This is a genomic window from Rhodoferax sp. GW822-FHT02D07 (assembly GCF_058802405.1).
The window spans coordinates 83925-102627 of the sequence record NZ_JBXAOD010000003.1; the positions used below are offsets into that span (position 1 = coordinate 83925).

The window sequence follows — 18703 nt, forward strand, 5'->3', positions numbered from 1 at the left end:
ATGTGCTCCTTCGTTTCGTGCCGCTGCAGCAACCATGGCAGCGGACCACGCCACGCGATTGTGCGCCGGTGCACCTGCCTCGGCACCAAGCTGCGCTATCAGACGCACAATAAAAGCAACAAACTGTGAACTTTGCCCCGCCGCCTATGCCCCATCTGTACAGCCTTCACCCCCAGTTTCCGTATTTGTTCACCGGGGATGGCGCGCCTGAACGCATTGCAGACGGTGGCAAATGGGTGGAGGGCCCGGCCTGGCTGGCCGGCCAGCGCTGCCTGGTCTGGAGCGATATTCCGAACAACCGCATGCTGCGCTGGGATGAGGCTACGGGCACGGTGAGCGACTACCGCAATCCCTCCCGCTTTGCCAACGGCCACACGCTGGACCGCGAAGGCCGGCTGGTGAGCTGCGAGCATGGCTCGCGCAGCGTGACGCGGCAGGAAGCCGACGGCAGCACAACCACCATCGCCAGCCACTGGCTGGGCAAGCGCCTCAACAGCCCCAACGACGTGGTGGTGGCGCGTGACGGCGCCATCTGGTTCACTGACCCGGCCTACGGTATCGACAGTGATTACGAAGGCCACAAGGCCGACAGTGAGATTGGCGCCTGCCATGTATACCGCGTGGACCCGGCCAGCGGCCAATGCGAGGCCGTGCTGACCGACTTTGTGCGGCCCAACGGCCTGGCTTTCAACGCGGACGAAACCCGGCTCTATGTGGCGGACACAGGACGCACCCATTTTGCAGACGGCCCCAAACACATCCGAGTCTTCAAGGTGGGGCCGGGCTATGCCCTGTCCGGTGGCACTGTCTTTGCGGACTGCGATGTGGGCCTGTTTGACGGCTTCCGCGTGGACGCGCTGGGCCGGGTGTGGACCAGCGCGGGCGACGGCGTGCACTGCTACGCGCCCAGTGGGGCCCTCTTGGGCAAGCTACTGTTGCCCGAGCGCGCGGCCAATTTGGTGTTTGGCGGCACCACAGGCTGCGACCTGTTTATCTGCGCAACCAGCGCGGTTTACCGCGTGCGGCTGGCGGCGGACTGGGCCTCTTCCAGCGCGTCGATGAACATGGCCGGCACGTCAAAGCCGGTTTGATCGCTGATTTCCTGGAAGCAGGTGGGGCTGGTGACGTTGATTTCGGTGAGCGAGTCGCCGATGACATCCAAGCCCACCAGCAGCAGGCCGCGTGCGGCCAGGATGGGGCCTAGCGCCTCGGCAATACGGCGGTCGCTATCGCTGAGCGGCTGGGCCACGCCCTTGCCACCGGCCGCGAGGTTACCCCGCACCTCACCACCCTGCGGAATGCGGGCCAGACAGTAGGGCACGGGCTTGCCGCCAATCACCAGCACGCGCTTGTCGCCGTCCTTGATGGCGGGCAAAAACTTTTGCACCATCAGGGTTTGGGCGCCGTCCTTGTTCAGCGTCTCGATGATGCCGCCCAGGTTCAGGCCATCGTCCTTCACGCGAAAGATGCCCATGCCACCCATGCCGTCCAGAGGCTTGAGGATGATGTCGCGATGCTCGGCATGGAAGGCGCGCACGGCGGCCGGGTCACGCGTGACCAGCGTGGGGCCGATGAACTGCGGGAATTCCAGAATCGCCAGCTTCTCGGGGTGGTCACGCAGCGCACGCGGTTTGTTGAAGACCTGGGCACCCTCGCGCTCGGCCTGCTCCAGCAGGTGGGTGGCGTAGAAGAATTCGCTGTCAAACGGCGGGTCCTTGCGCATGATGATGGCGTCAAAGTCTTTCAGCGCCATAGTGGTGGGCTCGGCCTCGGTGAACCAGACATCAAGCTGGCCCGTCAGGGTGATGCGACGCACAGCAGCCTGCACCACACCTCCGCGCTGCCAGACCAGGTGCTTGGGCTCGCAGGCGATGATGCGGTGACCGCGCTTCTGGGCCTCGCGCATCATGGAGAAGGTGGTGTCCTTGTAGGTCTTGAAGGATTCCAGCGGGTCGGCAACAAACAGAATGTCCATGGCAAAGGTCTCGGGCAATAGCGAAGAATGGGGCGCGCCGCTCAGGCGCCGGGGGGCTTGCGGCCGTAGTGTTGCACCAAAAGCGCCAGCACGCCGGCCACCACCCCCCAAAAGGCTGAGCCGACTCCGGCTATTACGACCCCGCTGAGCGTAACCAGGAAAGTGATGAGCGCGGCTTCGCGGTGGGTCTCGTCCTTGAGCGCAGCGGCCAGCGCGCCACCGATGGTTCCCAAGAGCGCCAGCCCCGCAATGGCGGCCACCAGCTCCTTGGGAAAGGCCGTGAGCACGCCAGTGATGGCGGCGCCAAACAGGCCGATGACGATATAGATAGCACCGCAGGAAGCCGCAGCCGTGTAGCGCCGTGCCGGATTGCTGTGGGCCTCGGGGCCCATGCAGATGGCGGCGGTGATGGCGCTGAGGTTGAGCGCAAACGCGCCAAACGGCGCCAGCACCAGCGTGACCAGCCCCGTGAGCGTGATGACCTTGGAGATGGGAATGCCGGCATCGCCACCCTCGGAACGCCGGTCCGCATAGCCCGCCGCCTGGATGGCGGCCACACCGGGCAGGTTTTGCGAGGCCATGGTCACCACGAACAGCGGCAGCGACATGCTGATGAAGGCCGCCAGCGAGAAGGTGGGCGTGACCCAGACCGGCATTGTCAAGCCAAACTCGATGTTAGCCCCCGTGAATTCTGCGCGAGCAGCTACGAAAACAATAGCAACCAGCAGCGTCAGCGGCACGGCATAGCGCGGCATAAAGCGCTTGCCCAGCAGATAGGCCAGCAGCATCAGCACCACCAGCGGCAAAGCCGTCTGCGCCGCAGAAAAGCCCGACAGACCAAAACGCGCCAGCACGCCCGCCAGCAGGGCCGAGGCCAGCGCCAGCGGAATGCGGTTCATGATGCGCTCGAACCAGCCGGTGGCACCCGCCACGGTGATGAGCACGGCGCACAGGATGAAGGCGCCCACGCCCTCGGCCATGCCGAAACCGCCTGCCGTGGCCGCGGTAGCCAGCACGGCAGCACCCGGCGTACTCCAGGCCACCATGACCGGCTTGCGCAGCCACAGCGAGGGAAGCAGCGAACACAGGCCCATGCCAATGCCCAGCGCCCACATCCACGAGGCCACCATGGCCGGCGTGGCGCCCAGCGCCAGCGCGGCCTGGAAGACGATAGCCACGGAACTGGTAAAGCCCACCAGCACGGCCACAAAACCGGCGGTGAAGGCCGAGAGACTCAGGTCTTTGAAAAATCGCATGGCAGGCACAAAGAAGCGGGGCCGCTGCGCGGCCCCTGGAGATTCAGATTTCGATCTTGGAGCCTAGCTCCACGACTGAATTATTGGGCAGGTTCAAAAAGTCCGCCGCCGCACTGGCATTGTGGTGCATTTGCGCGAAGAGCTTTTCGCGCCAGGGCGCCATGCCCTCGCCCAGCGTGGGCACCACGGTGTCACGCGAGAGGAAGTAACTGGTGGTCATCGTCTCCAGCTCACAGCCGCGGCCTTTGATCTGCTCCAGTGCCTTGGGCAGGTCGGGGTCGTTCTTGAATCCGTAGTGCACCACCACCTGCCAGCAGTCGTGGCCCAGCGAATCGATTTGCAGGCGCTTGTCCATGCCAATCCAGGGCACCTCGTGGCTCTTCACCGTCACGAACAGGTTGCTGCTGTGCAGCACCTTGTTGTGCTTGAGGTTGTGCAACAGGGCATTGGGCACGGTGCCCACTTCCGAGGTCAGGAACACGGCAGTGCCCTCCACGCGCGCAGGCGGGCTCACAAACACCGCTTCCAGAAAGCTGGAAAGGTCCAAGGCATCAGCGCGCAGCTTGTCGTTGAGCAGGCGGCGGCCGTCCTTCCAGGTCATCATGAGCGTGAAGATGGCCCCGCCAATCGCCAGGGGGAACCAGCCGCCGTCAAACAGCTTGAGCAGGTTGGAGGCCCAGAAGGCGAAATCCACCACGAAGAAGAAGCCGGTGGCAGCAATGCAGATCCACAGCGGGTACTTCCAGCCATAGCGCACCACGTAGAAGGTCAGCACGGTGGTGATCAACATGTCGGTACACACGGCAATGCCGTAGGCTGCGGCCAGGTTGCTGGAGGACTTGAACATCACCACGGCCAGCACGATGGCCACGAACAGGCCCCAGTTCACAAAGGGCAGGTAGATCTGGCCCGTGTCCTTGACGCTGGTGTGCGTGACCTGCAGGCGCGGCAGGTAGCCCAGCTGGATGACCTGCTTGGTGACCGAGAAGGCACCCGAGATGAGCGCCTGCGAGGCAATCACCGTGGCCATGGTGGCCAGCCCCACCAGGGGCAGCAGCGCCCAGTCGGGCGCCATCATGAAGAAGGGGTTCTTGACCGCCGCGGGGGTATCCAGCAGCAGCGCGCCCTGGCCGAAGTAGTTCAGCGTGAGCGCGGGCATGACGATGGAGAACCAGGCCAGGCGGATGGGCTTCTTGCCGAAGTGGCCCATGTCGGCATAGAGCGCCTCACCGCCCGTCACGCAGAGCACCACGGCGCCAAGGATGATGAAGGTGGTGCCGGGGTTGTTCCAGATGAAGCCCAGCGCATAGTGCGGGCTGATGGCCCAGAGGATGGAGGGGTGCTCGACGATGTGGCTCACACCCAGCAGGGCAATGACCGCAAACCAGACCACGGTGATAGGGCCGAAGAACTTGCCGATACCGGCCGTGCCGCGCTTCTGCACGAAGAACAGCCCAAACAGGATAACGAGGGTGATGGGGATCACATAGCGCTTGAAGGTCGGAGAGATGACCTCCAGGCCCTCCACCGCCGATAGCACCGAGATGGCCGGCGTGATGACGCCATCACCATAGAACAGGCAGGTGCCGAAGATGCCCACGATGAGCAGCACACGGCGCAGCTCGGGCCGGTGTTTCACTGACTGCGAGGCTAGCGCCAGCATGGCCACCAAGCCGCCTTCGCCATGGTTGTCGGCCCGCAGCACCAGCACCACGTACTTGATGGAGACGATGACGGTGAGCGTCCAGAAGAAGATGGAGAGGATGCCGTAGACGTTGTCGGCCGTGAAGGGCACGTGGCCGGAGCCGAAGACTTCCTTCATGGCATACAGCACGCTGGTGCCGATGTCGCCGTAGACCACGCCAATAGCGCCCAGGGTGAGCGCCGCGAGAGACGATTTTGAAGCTGACACAAATTGTCCCGGCACATCGCTGGCGCCGGGGTCCATTCCATTGGGGACCGCTATTTTGCTCCCGGCGCCCGAGCCCACAAGGGGGCACAGGGGCAATTTGAGTGGAAACCCCAACCGTGTTGCAGCGCAGCAACTGGGCCCCTTCGGGGGGCTTGACGGGCCTCAGTCGTAACGTTCTGCGTCAGGGTCCGTGGCTTCGAGTTCGTAGCTACCGGCCAGCATGGCCAGGCGGCCGATCACGCCGTACATGTAGAAGCGGTTGGGTGCGCTGGCGCCAGGGCGTTCACCGGGCTGAGGTAAGTGCGTACTCTCGGCAAATGCCAATGGCACATAGCGGGAGCCGGGGGCACTGAGGTCTTCTTCCTGGCCGCGTTCGGCGTGCATGCGGTAGAAACCGCCCACCACATAGCGGTCCATCATGTAGACCACAGGCTCGGCCACGGCATCGTTGACGCGCTCATTGGTCAGCACACCTTCCTGCAGGATCAGCTCCAGCGGGGCGGGCGAGGCTTCCAGCCCGGCGCCCAGCTTGCGCAACCGGGCTTCCAGGTCTTTCATGTCGCGCACCGACAGGATGGCGTTGCCGCTGGTGCGGTTGTCGGCCTTGATGACGACAAAGGGCCGCTCCTTGATGCCGTATTCCTTGTACTTCTTCTTCACCTTGGTGAGCATGGCGTCTACGCGCTGCACCAGCGCATCGATGCCGGCGGGCGTGGCCAGGTCGACCACGCCGTACTTGTCGAACATGGGGTTGATGAGCCAGGGGTCCACGCCAATGAGCTTGCCAAAGCGCTTGGCCACTTCCTCGTAGCACTTGAAGTGGGTGCTCTTGCGCCGGGTCGTCCAGCTGGCGTGCAACGGGGGCAGCAGGTACTGCTCGTGCACCTCTTCCAGAATGCCGGGCACGCCGGCGCGCAAGTCGTTGTTGAGCAAGATGGTACAGGGGTCAAAGTCCTTGAGGCCCAGGCGGCCCTTGGTACGCACCACAGGCTCCAGCGTGACTGACTCGCCACCGGGCAGCTCGAAGGTGGTGCTTTTCTTGATGTCAGGGCTGATGGAGCCGATGCGCACATTCAGGCCGGCCATATTGAACACGCGGCGCATTTGGGCCAGGTTGTTCAGGTGGAAGGCACTGCGCGCGCTGTTCTCGGGCACGATGAGCAGGTTACGCGCTTCGGGGCAGATCTTCTCGATGGCCGCCTGCGCAGCCTGCACGGCCAGCGGCAGCATGGCGGGTGTCAGGTTGTTCCAGCCGCCGGGGTAGAAGTTGGTGTCCACCGGGGCGAGCTTGAAGCCGGCATTGCGCACGTCGACCGAGGAATAGAAAGGCGGCGTGTGCTCCATCCACTCCAGGCGGAACCAGCGCTCGATGGCCGGCATGGAATCCAGCACGCGCTGCTCCAGTTCATTGATCGGGCCAGTGAGGGCGGTGACGAGGTGGGGAACCATGCGCGCGGCTTTCTTGTAGGTGGGAGCAACATTCTAGAAGTGCCCCGCACTTGGGGGCACCGTCGGCCTTTGCAAGCCGGCATTTCCACAAAAAACCCGTCCGCCGCTCAGAACAATTCGGTGGAGCCGTAGCGCGCCTCGGGCAGCAGGCCGCGCGTGCGCAGGTCCAGGAAGGATTGCACCTGGTTGCGCCCCATTTCCTTGGCGCAGTAGAGGGCCCGGTCAGCCCGGCCTATGTTTTCGGAGGGGGACAGGCCCGGATCAATGATGGTGTAGCCCAAGCTGATGGTGATCTGCTCCACCTGCGGGAACACATGGCCCTCGATCTTGGCCCGCACCCGCTCAAACAGGGCCTCCGTCGCCTCCGCCGAATCGGAGCCGGCCACCACCAGAAACTCTTCCCCGCCATAGCGGTAGACCGGGTCGCTCTTGCGGAAGCAGCTGGATATGAGGCGCGACACCAGCAGCAGGATCTCGTCCCCCAGCACATGGCCGAAGGTGTCGTTGATGCGCTTGAAGTGGTCGATGTCAATGACCGCCAGCGAGTACATCTGGACCACGCTGGAGCGGCGTGTGTCGCTATGGGTGGCCTCGCGCCCCAGGACCGACCACATGCGGTCGATATTGAGGTCCATGGCGTGGCGGTTGTACAGGCCGGTGAGCCGGTCGCGCTGGCTCTCGTCCAGCAGGGCGTGGTAGTTGGAATACACGCGCAGGATGCCGTTGACCAGCGCCTGGTTCTGCTCATCCATGGGCTGTTCCAGCCGCATGCTGATGACACCGGTGAGTCCGCGCGAGCTGAGCAGGGGAAACATCTGCAGGCCGCCGGTGGACGTTCGCCGCGAGGAGGCTTTTTGCGTCAGCACCACCGTCTGGGCGAGGCTGCGCACATCCTCGGGCACCTCGATATGGGTATAGACCGTGTCCACCTGCTCGGTATCCCGGCCCATGCTGCCACCCCGGACCTCGATCTGGCGGTGGTAGTGCAAGGCACGCGTCACCTCATGGTTGGCGTCCAGGGTCCATATGGACAACTCCGCCACATGGACGGTGGAACCGATAGCCCTCAGCAGGCTGTGTTCTATGGCGGCGAAGTCGCGGGTGGCAGTGATTTTTTCGAGTTTGGAGAGAAGCGAAATACTCAAGAGACATCTACCTTCATTCTGCTGACAGCGCTCCGGGCGGCGCTTCAGGCGCTCAGCGAGCCACAGTGAAAGTACACCCTCCCGGGCGGATTAACAAGGAAGTTTTCCTCTAGTCCCCGGTATTTTTCAGGTCCGGATCTCGCCCTCACCCAGCACCACGTACTTCAGCGAGGTCAGCCCCTCGATACCCACGGGGCCGCGCGCATGGAACTTGTCGGTGCTGATGCCGATCTCCGCGCCCAGGCCGTACTCGAAGCCGTCGGCAAAGCGCGTGCTGGCATTCACCATCACGCTGGCCGAATCCACCTCGCGCAGGAATTTCTGGGCGTGCACATGGTCGGTCGTCAGGATGGCGTCGGTGTGGTGGCTGCTGTACTGGTTGATATGGGCAATCGCCTCGTCCACGCCAGCCACCACCTTGATGCTGATGATGGGCGCAAGGTATTCCTCGTACCAGTCCTGCTCGGAGGCAGGCACCAGTTTTGCTACCAAATCAGGAGCTGTTTGCGCACTATCCACGGGGGCTAGAGGCTGATTGGACTTCAGGATCGCCAGCGCTTCCGCATCGCAACGCATCTCCACGCCCTTGGCGGCATACACGGCCGCAATGCGGGGCAGGAACTCGGCCGCCGCACCACGCGCCACCAGCAGGCCTTCACTGGCATTGCAGGGGCTGTACTTCTGCGTCTTGGCGTTGTCCGCCACCTTGACGGCCATGGCGATGTCGCAGGGGTCGTCCACATAAGTATGGCAATTGCCGTCCAGGTGCTTGATGACGGGCACCTTGGCTTCGCGGCTGATGCGCTCGATCAAGCCCTTGCCACCGCGCGGGATGATCACGTCGACAAACTGCGGCATGGCGATGAGCTGGCCCACCACCTCGCGGTCAGTCGTCTGCACCAGCTGCACCGCGTCCACCGGCAGACCGGCTTCCTGCAGGGCCTGCTGCACCAGCTTGGCCAGCGCCTTGTTGGATTCGATGGCTTCGGAACCGCCACGCAAAATGCAGGTGTTGCCGCTCTTGATCGACAGGCTGGCCGCCTCGATCGTCACATTGGGCCGGCTCTCGAAAATCATGCCGAACACGCCAATCGGCACGCGCATCTGGCCCACGCGGATACCGCTGGGCTGCTGCTTCATGCCAATGATTTCGCCAATCACGTCCGCCATCGCCGCCAGCTGCTCGCAGCCTTCGGCGCAGGTTTCCAGCACCTTGGGGGTGAGCTTGAGCCGGTCCACCATGGGTGCGGCCAGGCCGTTGGCGATCGCACGCTCAATGTCCTTGGCGTTGTCCACCTGCAGAGCCGCGATGTTCTCGCGCAGCAGGCGCGCCAGCGTCCGCAGCGCTACGTTTTTGGTAGCTGCTGACGCACTGGCCATGCGGGCAGATGCCACTTTGGCTTGTGCACCCAGGGACTGGGCGTACTCGGTCACGTTGATGGCGTTCATGGCGGCGGGCTTCAGTCTTCCAGCAGCGACAGGTCGCGCACAGCGCCCTTGTCAGCCGACATCACCAGCTTGGCGTAGGCCTTGAGGGCTGCAGACACCTTGCGCGGACGCGGCAGCGCAGGCTTCCAGCCCTTGGCGTCCTGCTCCACGCGGCGCTTGGCCAGTTCTTCGTCCGACACCAGCACATTGATGCTGCGGTTGGGGATGTCGATGCGGATGCGGTCACCATTTCGCACCAGGCCGATGGCACCGCCGGCGGCGGCTTCGGGCGAAGCGTGGCCGATGGACAGGCCCGAGGTGCCGCCCGAGAAGCGTCCGTCGGTCAGCAGCGCACAGGCCTTGCCCAGGCCCTTGGACTTGATGTAGCTGGTGGGGTAGAGCATTTCCTGCATGCCGGGGCCACCCTTGGGGCCTTCGTAGCGCACGATGACCACGTCACCGGCCACCACCTTGTCGGCCAAGATGTTGGCCACCGCCTCATCCTGCGACTCCACCACGTGGGCAGGGCCTTCAAAGACCAACAGGCTGTCGTCGACGCCCGCGGTCTTCACCACGCAACCATTCAAGGCAATATTGCCGACCAGCACGGCCAAGCCACCTTCTTTGCTGAAGGCATGGTCAAACGAGCGGATGCAGCCCTCGGCACGATCGGTATCCAGACTCGGCCAGCGGGCCGCTTGGCTGAACGCCACTTGCGTGGGAATCCCGCCGGGGCCGGCCATGTAGAAGGTCTTGACCTCCTCGGACGGATTGCGCTTGATGTCCCAGGCGTCCAGCGCATCCTTCATGGTCTTGCTGTGCACGGTGGGCACATCGGTGTGCAGGCGGCCTGCTCGGTCCAGCTCGCCCAGAATACCCATGATGCCGCCAGCGCGGTGCACGTCTTCAATGTGGTACTTGTTGGTGTTGGGTGCGACCTTGCACAGCTGCGGCACGATCTTGGACATGCGATCGATGTCGGCCATGGTGAAGTCGATTTCGGCCTCTTGCGCAACCGCCAAAATATGCAGGATGGTGTTGGTGGAGCCGCCCATCGCGATGTCCAACGCGATCGCGTTCTCAAACGCCTTGAAGCCCATGGAGCGCGGCAGGATGCTGCTGTCGTTCTCTTCGTAGTAGCGCTTGCACAGCTCAACAGCCAGACTGCCTGCGCGCTTGAACAGCTTTTCACGGTCCGCGTGCGTGGCCACCACCGTTCCGTTGCCGGGCAGGGACAAGCCCAGCGCTTCGGTCAGGCAGTTCATCGAGTTGGCGGTGAACATGCCGGAGCAGCTGCCGCAGGTAGGGCAGGCAGAGCGCTCCACCTCGGCCACATCGGCGTCACTCACCTTGTCGTCCGCGGCCATCACCATGGCGTCAATCAGGTCCAGCTTCTTGAACTCGATTTTCTGGGTGGTGGGGTTGAGCAGTTTGACTTTACCGGCCTCCATGGGGCCGCCGGACACAAACACCACGGGGATGTTCAGGCGCATCGCGGCCATCAGCATGCCGGGCGTGATCTTGTCGCAGTTGGAGATGCACACCATGGCATCGGCGCAGTGCGCGTTGACCATGTATTCCACGCTGTCGGCAATGATGTCGCGGCTGGGCAGCGAATAGAGCATGCCGTCGTGGCCCATGGCGATGCCGTCGTCCACAGCAATGGTGTTGAATTCCTTGGCCACGCCACCTGCCGCCTCAATCTCGCGCGCCACCAGCTGGCCCAGATCTTTCAGGTGCACGTGGCCGGGCACAAACTGCGTGAAGGAGTTGACCACCGCGATGATGGGCTTGCTGAAATCGTCGTCCTTCATGCCGGTGGCACGCCAGAGCGAACGGGCACCAGCCATATTGCGGCCGGCAGTGGAAGTCTTGGAACGGTAGGCAGGCATGGGAAAACCCTCGAAATGGGCGGTAGCACAGATGCTATTGCGCAGCCCTCGATTATCGTCCACTGCCGCCGGGCGCATGGTGGACAGGGGCTTGTGGAGGATCACGCCCCTTTCAGGGTCCCCGACCAACGCTCCAGATCCCGCACCACGCCCTCCATCGGCAGGGCCTCGTCCACCAGAGCCCGCCACACCGGGGAGTCGACTCGCACGCCGGATTGGTACAGCGGCTTTTGCAGGCGCTCCTGCACGCGTACCTGCCACTGATCGGGCGACAGCTGCCCGCCCAGCGCGGACAAGACCTTGTGCTTGGCCTCCACCATGCCCTGCACACGCATGAGATTGAGCAAGCGTTGCTGGGTTTCGGGCTGCGCTTGCAGTTTCTGCGACTGGGCCTGGATGGCGCCGTTGAGCAGCATTTCGAGCACCACGGCCTCGTCGTTCAAGGCCTTGGCCCAGACCAACTCGCACTCAAAGTGCTGCAAGCTGCGCTTGAACGACACGGCCCCTGGTTGCAGTTCCTGCGCATGGAAGAAGAGAAATCCGCTGTCATTCCATTGCTGCGCGTCCACGGACTGCCAAACGCCGTCCCACAAACCCTGCAGGCGTATGGAAATCTGGTTGTGGCGCGGACCGTGGCGCTGGGAAGAGGACGTCATGGCCGAAACCGCAGCTGCACCCGCCTAGCGCGCGGGCCGCGCGGCGCCAGCCCCGCAAAGAGCGCAGAGCTGCAGCGCCAGCCGGTGCAGGGCCTGCCAGCCTGTCGTGGGCCAGTCGGGTTGCTTCAGGCCTTTGACGATGCCGTCCACCAGATGGGCGGATTGCAGCAGCTCGGCCAGTTTGGATTCAGAGAGCTTGGGTAGCACGCGCTCGAACAAACGTTCCTTCACGCCCCAGATGCGGTTCTCACGCAGTGCCATGGGCAAGGGGCGGCCCTGGGCCATGGCGTCTTTCACGCGCTTGAGCGCACGGATGTCTTCGGCCAGCGTGTAGTGCACCAGCACCTCTGCTTCGCCTTCGGCCTGCAGGCCGTCGAGCATGCGCTGCACGCGCTGGGCCTGGCCGGCCAGCACGGCTTCGGACAGTTTGAACACGTCGTAGCGCGCCACATTGAGCACGGCGCTCTCCACCTGCTCCAAGGTCAGCACGCCATCGTTCACGTCGGCTGGGAACAGCAGGCCCAGCTTCTGAATTTCCTGGTGTGCGGCCAGCAGATTGCCTTCCACGCGGTCGGCAAAAAACTGCAAGGTGCGCTGGCCCTCTTCCCCGGCCGCCACGCGCTGGCCTTGGGCGCCCAAGCGCTGGGCAATCCACTGCGGCAGCGCACCGCGCTCCACCGGGTCCACCTGGATGGTCACGCCAAAACTTTCCAGCGCGCCAAACCAGGCGCCGGACTTGGTCATCTTGTCCAGACGCGGCAGCATGACGATGGTGAGCGTGGAGTCGTTGCCTTGCGCGCCTTCGGCGAGCTGCTGCAGCGCGACACTGCCGTCCTTGCCGGGCTTGCCGCTGGGAATGCGGATTTCGACAATCTGCTTGTCGGCAAACAGGCTCAGCGAGCCACCGGCCGCCAACACCTCGCTCCAGTCAAAGTGCGCGCCGGCGACGGTGTGCGAGGTGCGCTCGGTGTAGCCGTTCGCGCGGGCGTTGGCGCGGATCGCATCCAGCGCCTCTTGCTGCAGCAGCGGCTCGTCACCGTGCAGGGTGTACAGGCTCTTGAGCCCGCGCTGCAGGTGGTTGTGGAGTTGATTCGCTGCGAGTTGCATAGGGGCCCAAGTTTAAGGCCCCGACACGAAAACTCAGGCAGCCAGCCCCATCGTCTTGGCTTCAGGTGCCAGCATGGCGCACACCAACTCCGTCGCCGCCTGGGCGGTTTGGCCGCCAAAGTCACGCAGCGGGTTGTATTCGGTCAGTTCCAGCGCCACAAACTGCGGATCCTGGCTGCAACCGGCCAACACCTGCAGCGCGTCGGCCAGGCGTATGCCCTGCTCTACCGGCGTGCCGGTGCCCGGCGCGTCGCGCGGGTCCAGGCCGTCCAGATCGAAGCTGATGCCCCAACCGGCCGTACCGGTCTGCACGCGTTCGCGGGCTTCTGCGAAGCAGGCGGCAAAGCCACGCTCCATGACCTCGGGCATGAACATCACGCGCACGCCCAAGCCGTCCAGCAGCGCTTTTTCGGCCGGCTCGTAACTGCGCGCACCGATGATGACCAGATGCTCCGGACGCAGCTTATGGCGCCAGCCAAACAGCTCCGTCATGCCCGCCGAGCCATGGCCCAGCAGCGCCGCCACGGGCATGCCGTGCGGCGCCTGGCTGTCCGAGGTGTCGGGGGTGTGGGCATCCAGATGCGCGTCGATCCAGATCAGGCCGAGCGCGCCCTGCGGGCGCAGGTGGTCGGCCACGGCGCTCCAGGTGCCTACGGCGCAGGAATGGTCACCGCCCAGCACCAGGGGCTGCTGGTGCTGGCGCAGCACCTGGGCCACGGCGCCGGCCAGGCGCTCCGAGAAACCCTCAATGGCGTTCAGGCGGCTGGTGGCATGCATGGGCTGGGCGGTGACAGTTTCACCCCAGGTCACGGTACGGCCCGTGGCAGCCAGCGCATTGGCAATGCCGTGCTCGCGCAGCACAGCAGCGCCCCATTTGCAACCGCCATCACTGGCGCCCTCGCCCACGGCGGCGCCCACCAGATGCAACACGGACGTGCTCATGCGGCTTTGCGCAGCGCGGGACGTGCGGCCGTGGCACAGGCGAACAGGTCTTTGGGGTCCGGCAGGTCAGGCACCAGTTGCACGGTGCTGCCCACACCCAGCTTCTGCGACAGGGCATGCACATAGCGCAGGGCCGACAGGTCTTCCAGCGCAAAACCGACCGAGTCAAACAGCGTGACCTGGGCCGCGTCGTCACGGCCCACGGCCGTACCGGCCAGCACCTGCCACAGCGGATGCGCCACAAAGTCGGTAGGCATCTGCTGCAGCTCACCCTCGATGCGGGTTTGCGGTTCGAATTCCACAAACACCTTGGCGTGGTTGAGGATCTCGGCCTGCAACTCGGTCTTGCCGGGGCAGTCGCCGCCCACGGCGTTCAGGTGCATGCCAGGCTCGATCATGTCGGCCGTCAGGATGGTGGCGTTGGTCTTGTCGGCGGTCACCGTGGTCACGATGTCGGCGCCACGCACAGCCTCACGTGTGGAAGCGCAGCGGATGATGGTCAGGCTGCCAGCCTCGGTGTAAGGCCGCAGGTTGGCCACCAGCTTGTCGGTGGCCTTGGGGTCCACGTCGAACACACGTAGGGTGGTGATGCCCAGCTGGGTCATGAAGGCAATCGCCTGGAATTCGCTCTGCGAGCCATTGCCGATCAGGGCCATGGTCTTGCTCTCCGGCCGGGCCAGCACCTTGGCCGCCATGGCGGAGGTGGCTGCCGTGCGCAGGGCGGTGGTGATGGTCAGCTCGCTGAGCAGCTCGGGGTAGCCGGTGGCCACATCGGCCAGCACGCCAAAGGCCATGACGGTGGACAGCCCTTGCAGCGGGTTCTTGGGGTGGCCGTTGACGTACTTGAAGGCGTAGAGCGCGTTGTCGGACACAGGCATGAGTTCGATCACGCCGTCCCGGCTGTGGTTTGCGGTGCGTGGGGATTTGTCAAAGTCTTCCCAACGCAGGAAGTCTTCGCGGATGGTCTGGGCCATCTCGGACATCATGGGGGCCAGGCCGTGTTGGCGCACCAGCGCCTGCATGTCGTGCACGTCGATATAACGGGTCATGTTCTTCTCCTCAGACTGCCGGAGTTTGTGCGGAATCCGCAGTACCGGCATAGGAGAAGTTTAGGCAGGAGGTGGGCGCTGTAAGCGCCGAAGCAATGCAGGCAAAGCGCGCAAAGCGCTGAACTGGCAGCTTGACGATTCCGTTTCGGAATCAGTCTTCGTCGCGCACCATCAGCGGAAAGCCTGCGAATTCTTTGACCGTTTGCAGCTCGGTGCTGGTCACTACCTTGTCGATGCCCAGACCGACATCGTCGATCCAGGTGTTGGTGAGGTCGCGGTAATGGGCCAGGTCGCGGCAGGCCAGACGCACCAGATAGTCGTAGCGGCCGCTCACCAGATGGCAGGCAATCACCTCAGGGCAAGCCACCATGGTGGCTTCAAAGCGCTGCACCGTAGCTTGGCGCTGGTCCTTGAGCGCAATCTCGGCAAACACCGACACATGCTCGCCCAGCGCCTTGCGAGCCAGCAGCGCGCGGTAGCCGGCGATCAGGCCGTCTTCTTCGAGCTTGCGGATGCGATTGAGCGTGGCGCGGGCAGAGAGGTTCACCTCTTCGGACAGCGCCTGCGCGCTCATGCGCCCGTCACGTTGCAGCAGCTCCAACAGGGTTTGGTCCACGCGATCCAGTGCCATGCTCAGTCCAGGGTTTTGACCGCGGCAATGCGGCGCAACAACTGCTGCACGATGTCGGATTGCATGTCGCGGTACAGCAGCACCTCTTCGGCCTCCTTGGCCAGCACAGCGGATTCGTTGAAGCTGATGTCGCGCTGCTGAATGATTTCGGTCTCGTCGATCAGGTCGCGCCCCTGCGGCGTGCGCATGCGGAACCTGACGCGGATGCGCAGTTGGAACTCACGCACCTGGCCCGAAGTATTGACCCCCACCACGGTCTTCTCGCGCAGCTCCTGCAGGATGTCCACGACCACCTGGGGCGGCTGGCCACCGGCTGGCGGCACCAGCGGACGGACGATGCCACCCAGATAGCGCGCAAGCTCGGACGCCACCGCGCCGCCGCGCTCGGGCGTAACCGCAATGGTCTCGAACGCAAAGGTCTGCTGGCCGCGCAGCTTGAAGCCGCAGCTGGCCAGCAGCGCCATCACGGGCAGGGTCAACAAGGAGCGGCGCTGCATCACCGGATCAGACCACCACGTTGACCAGACGGCCGGGCACCACGATGACCTTCTTGGCCGTTGCGCCAGCGGCGTGGGCCAGGAAGGCTTCGCTGGCCAGGGCAGCGGCTTCGATAGCCGCCTTGTCCGCGCCCGCAGGCACGCGCACCGCACCGCGCAGCTTGCCGTTGACCTGCAGCACCAGCTCGATCTCGTCCTGCACCAGGGCCGAGGGGTCAACCTGGGGCCAGGGCGCGTCCAGCAGATCCCCCAGCGCGCCCGCATAGCCCAAGCCGGACCACAGCGCGTGCGTCAGGTGCGGCGTGGCCGGGTACAAGCAGCGCAGCAGGATGCCAAAGCCTTCGATCAGCGCCACCTGGGCACCGGCGCTGTCCAGGGCCTTGAAGCCCTCCAGCGCGTTGATCATCTTCATGGTGCCGGAGACCACGGTGTTGTACTGCATGCGCTGGTAGTCAAATTCCACCTGCTTAAGCACGGTGTGCATCTCCAGACGCAGGGCCTTGGCTTCCTTGCCGAATTCAACGTCTTTCAGGCTCCCAGCCCCTGCCACGCTTGCGCGAGCAGCTACGGAATCCATAGCAGACAGTTTGTAGCCAAAGTTCCAGACGCGCTTGAGGAAGCGGTAGCTGCCTTCGACGGCGGCATCATTCCACTCCAGTGTGGCTTCGGGCGGCGCAGTGAACATGGTGTACAGGCGCGCGGTGTCGGCGCCGTACTTGGCGATCAGTTCTTGCGGGTCCACACCGTTGTTCTTGGACTTGGACATGGTGCCCACGCCCTCGTAGTCGATGGCAGTGCCCACGGGCAGCTTGCCGTCGGCGCTGTCCACCGCGTTCTTCAGCTTGGCGCCCACCACCTTGCCCGCTTCGTCGAGCACATGCTCCACATCATGCGGCCAGAAGTATTCCTTGCCGCCCTTGGCGGTGCGGCGGCTGTAGATGTGGTTGAGCACCATGCCCTGCGTCAGCAGCTTGGTGAAGGGCTCGTCCACTTTCACCAGACCCAGGTCGCGCATTACCTTGGTCCAGAAGCGGGCGTACAGCAAGTGCAGGATGGCGTGTTCGATACCGCCGATGTATTGATCCATCGGCATCCAGTAGTCCGCGCCACCGGCCACCATGGCGTCCGGGTTCTTCGGATCGCAATAGCGCATGAAGTACCAGGACGAATCCACAAAAGTATCCATGGTGTCGGTCTCACGACGCGCGGCCTTGCCGCAGACGGGGCAGACCACGCCGGCGTGGAAGCCTTCGTGCTTGTGCAGCGGGTTGCCCGAACCGTCCGGCACGCAGTCCTGCGGCAGCACAACCGGCAAATCCTTCTCGGGCACCGGCACAGCACCGTGCTCTTCGCAATGGATGATGGGGATAGGCGTACCCCAGTAGCGCTGGCGGCTCACGCCCCAGTCACGCAGACGCCAGGTTGTCTTTTTCTCGCCCAAGCCCTTGGCCGCCAGGTCGACTGCCACGGCGTCCACGGCCGCCTTGTAGGCTAGGCCGTCGTATTTGCCAGAGTTCACGGTCACGCCGCGTTGCTTGTCGCCGTACCAGTCGGCCCATACGGTGGTCGAGAAGGTCTCGCCTTCCACGGCCACCACCTGCTTAATCTCGATGCCGTACTTGAGCGCAAACGCAAAGTCACGCTCATCATGTGCAGGCACACCCATCACAGCGCCATCGCCGTATCCCATGAGCACATAGTTGCCGACCCAGACCGGCACTTGCGCACCCGTCAGCGGGTGCGTGACGAACAGGCCTGTGGGCTGGCCCTTTTTCTCTTGCGTGGCCAGCTCGGCTTCGGTAGTTCCTCCGGTCTTGCATTCTTCAATGAAGGTGGCCAGAGCGGGGTTGCCGGCCGCCGCATGGGCGGCCAAGGGATGCTCAGGCGCCACCGCGCAGAAGGTCACACCCATGATGGTGTCGGCACGCGTGGTGAACACGTACATGCGGCCTTCGCCGATCAGCGCGCCGCTGGCGTCCTTGATGTCGTGCGGGAAGGCAAAGCGCACGCCTTCACTCTTGCCGATCCAGTTTTCCTGCATGAGGCGCACGCGGTCGGGCCAGCCGTTCAGCGTGGCCTTCTCGTTGCCCATCTGCACATGGTCGAGCAGTTCTTGCGCGTAGTCGGTGATCTTGAGGTAGTAGCCGGGGATTTCACGTTTCTCCACCACGGCACCGGTGCGCCAGCCCTTGCCGTCAATGACCTGCTCGTTGGCCAACACCGTCTGGTCCACTGGGTCCCAATTCACCACCTGGGTCTTGCGGTAGGCAATGCCCTTTTCCAGCATCTTCAAAAACAGCCACTGGTTCCACTTGTAGTACTCAGGGTCACAGGTGGCGACTTCACGACTCCAGTCGATCGCCAAGCCCATGGACTGCATCTGGCTCTTCATGTAGGCGATGTTCTCGTAGGTCCACTTCGCGGGAGGCACCTTGTTCTTCAGCGCCGCATTTTCGGCAGGCAGGCCAAACGCATCCCAGCCCATGGGCATCAAGACGTTGTAGCCCTGCATGCGCAACTGGCGCGTGAGCATGTCGTTGATGGTGTAGTTACGCACGTGGCCCATGTGCAGTTTGCCGCTGGGATAGGGCAGCATGGAGCAGGCGTAGAACTTCTTCTTGCTCGTGTCTTCGGTCACGCGGTAGGCGTTCTGACCGTTCCACAGAGGTTGGGCCCAATGGTCCTGGGCCGATTTTTCTACGTCGAGGTGCTGATACTTGTCTTGCATGGGGAAGGGGCAGCGCCGGGCTGCCAGTGGAAAAGG

The 18703-nt window shown here is 63.9% G+C and carries 15 protein-coding genes; 1 reads left to right on the forward strand and 14 read right to left on the reverse strand.

The window, feature by feature from the left end; all coding sequences use genetic code 11:
• The first annotated feature begins 146 nt into the window (after positions 1–146).
• Complete coding sequence (locus AC1RNN_RS08620; RefSeq protein WP_493090974.1) at positions 147–1091, forward strand: SMP-30/gluconolactonase/LRE family protein; 945 nt, start codon at positions 147–149, stop codon at positions 1089–1091.
• Here AC1RNN_RS08620 and gshB read toward each other — a convergent pair.
• From gshB to leuS, 14 genes are all read right to left on the reverse strand, one after another.
• On the reverse strand, positions 1013–1975 hold the full coding sequence (gene gshB, locus AC1RNN_RS08625) for a glutathione synthase (protein WP_493090973.1): 963 nt from the start codon (positions 1973–1975) through the stop codon (positions 1013–1015). The two genes, AC1RNN_RS08620 and gshB, sit on opposite strands and share 79 nt — an antisense overlap.
• Before the next feature lie 41 nt (positions 1976–2016).
• Complete coding sequence (locus tag AC1RNN_RS08630; RefSeq protein ID WP_493090972.1) at positions 2017–3231, reverse strand: benzoate/H(+) symporter BenE family transporter; 1215 nt, start codon at positions 3229–3231, stop codon at positions 2017–2019.
• Between the two features lie 43 nt (positions 3232–3274).
• Complete coding sequence (locus AC1RNN_RS08635) at positions 3275–5143, reverse strand: potassium transporter Kup (protein WP_493090971.1); 1869 nt, start codon at positions 5141–5143, stop codon at positions 3275–3277.
• Positions 5144–5305: 162 nt separating this feature from the next.
• Positions 5306–6592, reverse strand: a complete 1287-nt coding sequence (gene gshA / locus AC1RNN_RS08640) for a glutamate--cysteine ligase (RefSeq protein ID WP_493090970.1) — start codon at positions 6590–6592, stop codon at positions 5306–5308.
• A gap of 107 nt (positions 6593–6699) precedes the next feature.
• Positions 6700–7737, reverse strand: coding sequence for a GGDEF domain-containing protein (locus AC1RNN_RS08645; protein WP_493090969.1), 1038 nt, complete (start codon positions 7735–7737; stop codon positions 6700–6702).
• A gap of 126 nt (positions 7738–7863) precedes the next feature.
• Positions 7864–9186, reverse strand: a complete 1323-nt coding sequence (locus AC1RNN_RS08650; protein WP_493090967.1) for a glutamate-5-semialdehyde dehydrogenase — start codon at positions 9184–9186, stop codon at positions 7864–7866.
• An 11-nt stretch (positions 9187–9197) separates the two neighbouring features.
• Entirely contained in the window at positions 9198–11057 is a 1860-nt protein-coding gene (gene ilvD, locus AC1RNN_RS08655; protein ID WP_493090966.1) for a dihydroxy-acid dehydratase, read from the reverse strand.
• A gap of 101 nt (positions 11058–11158) precedes the next feature.
• Entirely contained in the window at positions 11159–11713 is a 555-nt protein-coding gene (locus AC1RNN_RS08660) for a hypothetical protein (protein WP_493090964.1), read from the reverse strand.
• Positions 11714–11737: 24 nt separating this feature from the next.
• A complete protein-coding gene (gene holA / locus AC1RNN_RS08665) occupies positions 11738–12820 on the reverse strand; it encodes a DNA polymerase III subunit delta (RefSeq protein ID WP_493090962.1) in 1083 nt (360 codons plus the stop codon).
• 33 nt (positions 12821–12853) lie between these two features.
• Positions 12854–13762, reverse strand: coding sequence for an arginase (locus AC1RNN_RS08670; RefSeq protein ID WP_493090960.1), 909 nt, complete (start codon positions 13760–13762; stop codon positions 12854–12856).
• On the reverse strand, positions 13759–14811 hold the full coding sequence (ocd, locus tag AC1RNN_RS08675) for an ornithine cyclodeaminase (protein ID WP_493090959.1): 1053 nt from the start codon (positions 14809–14811) through the stop codon (positions 13759–13761). Before ocd ends, AC1RNN_RS08670 begins: the two co-directional genes overlap by 4 nt.
• 151 nt (positions 14812–14962) lie before the next feature.
• Positions 14963–15442 (reverse strand): Lrp/AsnC family transcriptional regulator, encoded by a 480-nt coding sequence (locus AC1RNN_RS08680; RefSeq protein ID WP_493090958.1) that lies wholly within the window; start codon positions 15440–15442, stop codon positions 14963–14965.
• Between the two features lie 2 nt (positions 15443–15444).
• Positions 15445–15939, reverse strand: a complete 495-nt coding sequence (locus AC1RNN_RS08685) for an LPS-assembly lipoprotein LptE (RefSeq protein WP_493090956.1) — start codon at positions 15937–15939, stop codon at positions 15445–15447.
• A gap of 7 nt (positions 15940–15946) precedes the next feature.
• Positions 15947–18667, reverse strand: a complete 2721-nt coding sequence (gene leuS, locus AC1RNN_RS08690; protein ID WP_493090953.1) for a leucine--tRNA ligase — start codon at positions 18665–18667, stop codon at positions 15947–15949.
• Positions 18668–18703 lie beyond the last annotated feature (36 nt).

Coding starts and splice junctions, on each gene's coding strand:
- AC1RNN_RS08620 (WP_493090974.1), top strand. CDS start 147: ATGCCCCATCTGTACAGCCTTCACCCCCAGTTTCCGTATTTGTTCACC.
- gshB (WP_493090973.1), bottom strand. CDS start 1,975: ATGGACATTCTGTTTGTTGCCGACCCGCTGGAATCCTTCAAGACCTAC.
- AC1RNN_RS08630 (WP_493090972.1), bottom strand. CDS start 3,231: ATGCGATTTTTCAAAGACCTGAGTCTCTCGGCCTTCACCGCCGGTTTT.
- gshA (WP_493090970.1), bottom strand. CDS start 6,592: ATGGTTCCCCACCTCGTCACCGCCCTCACTGGCCCGATCAATGAACTG.
- AC1RNN_RS08650 (WP_493090967.1), bottom strand. CDS start 9,186: ATGAACGCCATCAACGTGACCGAGTACGCCCAGTCCCTGGGTGCACAA.
- ilvD (WP_493090966.1), bottom strand. CDS start 11,057: ATGCCTGCCTACCGTTCCAAGACTTCCACTGCCGGCCGCAATATGGCT.
- AC1RNN_RS08660 (WP_493090964.1), bottom strand. CDS start 11,713: ATGACGTCCTCTTCCCAGCGCCACGGTCCGCGCCACAACCAGATTTCC.
- holA (WP_493090962.1), bottom strand. CDS start 12,820: ATGCAACTCGCAGCGAATCAACTCCACAACCACCTGCAGCGCGGGCTC.
- AC1RNN_RS08670 (WP_493090960.1), bottom strand. CDS start 13,762: ATGAGCACGTCCGTGTTGCATCTGGTGGGCGCCGCCGTGGGCGAGGGC.
- ocd (WP_493090959.1), bottom strand. CDS start 14,811: ATGACCCGTTATATCGACGTGCACGACATGCAGGCGCTGGTGCGCCAA.
- AC1RNN_RS08680 (WP_493090958.1), bottom strand. CDS start 15,442: ATGGCACTGGATCGCGTGGACCAAACCCTGTTGGAGCTGCTGCAACGT.
- AC1RNN_RS08685 (WP_493090956.1), bottom strand. CDS start 15,939: ATGCAGCGCCGCTCCTTGTTGACCCTGCCCGTGATGGCGCTGCTGGCC.
- leuS (WP_493090953.1), bottom strand. CDS start 18,667: ATGCAAGACAAGTATCAGCACCTCGACGTAGAAAAATCGGCCCAGGAC.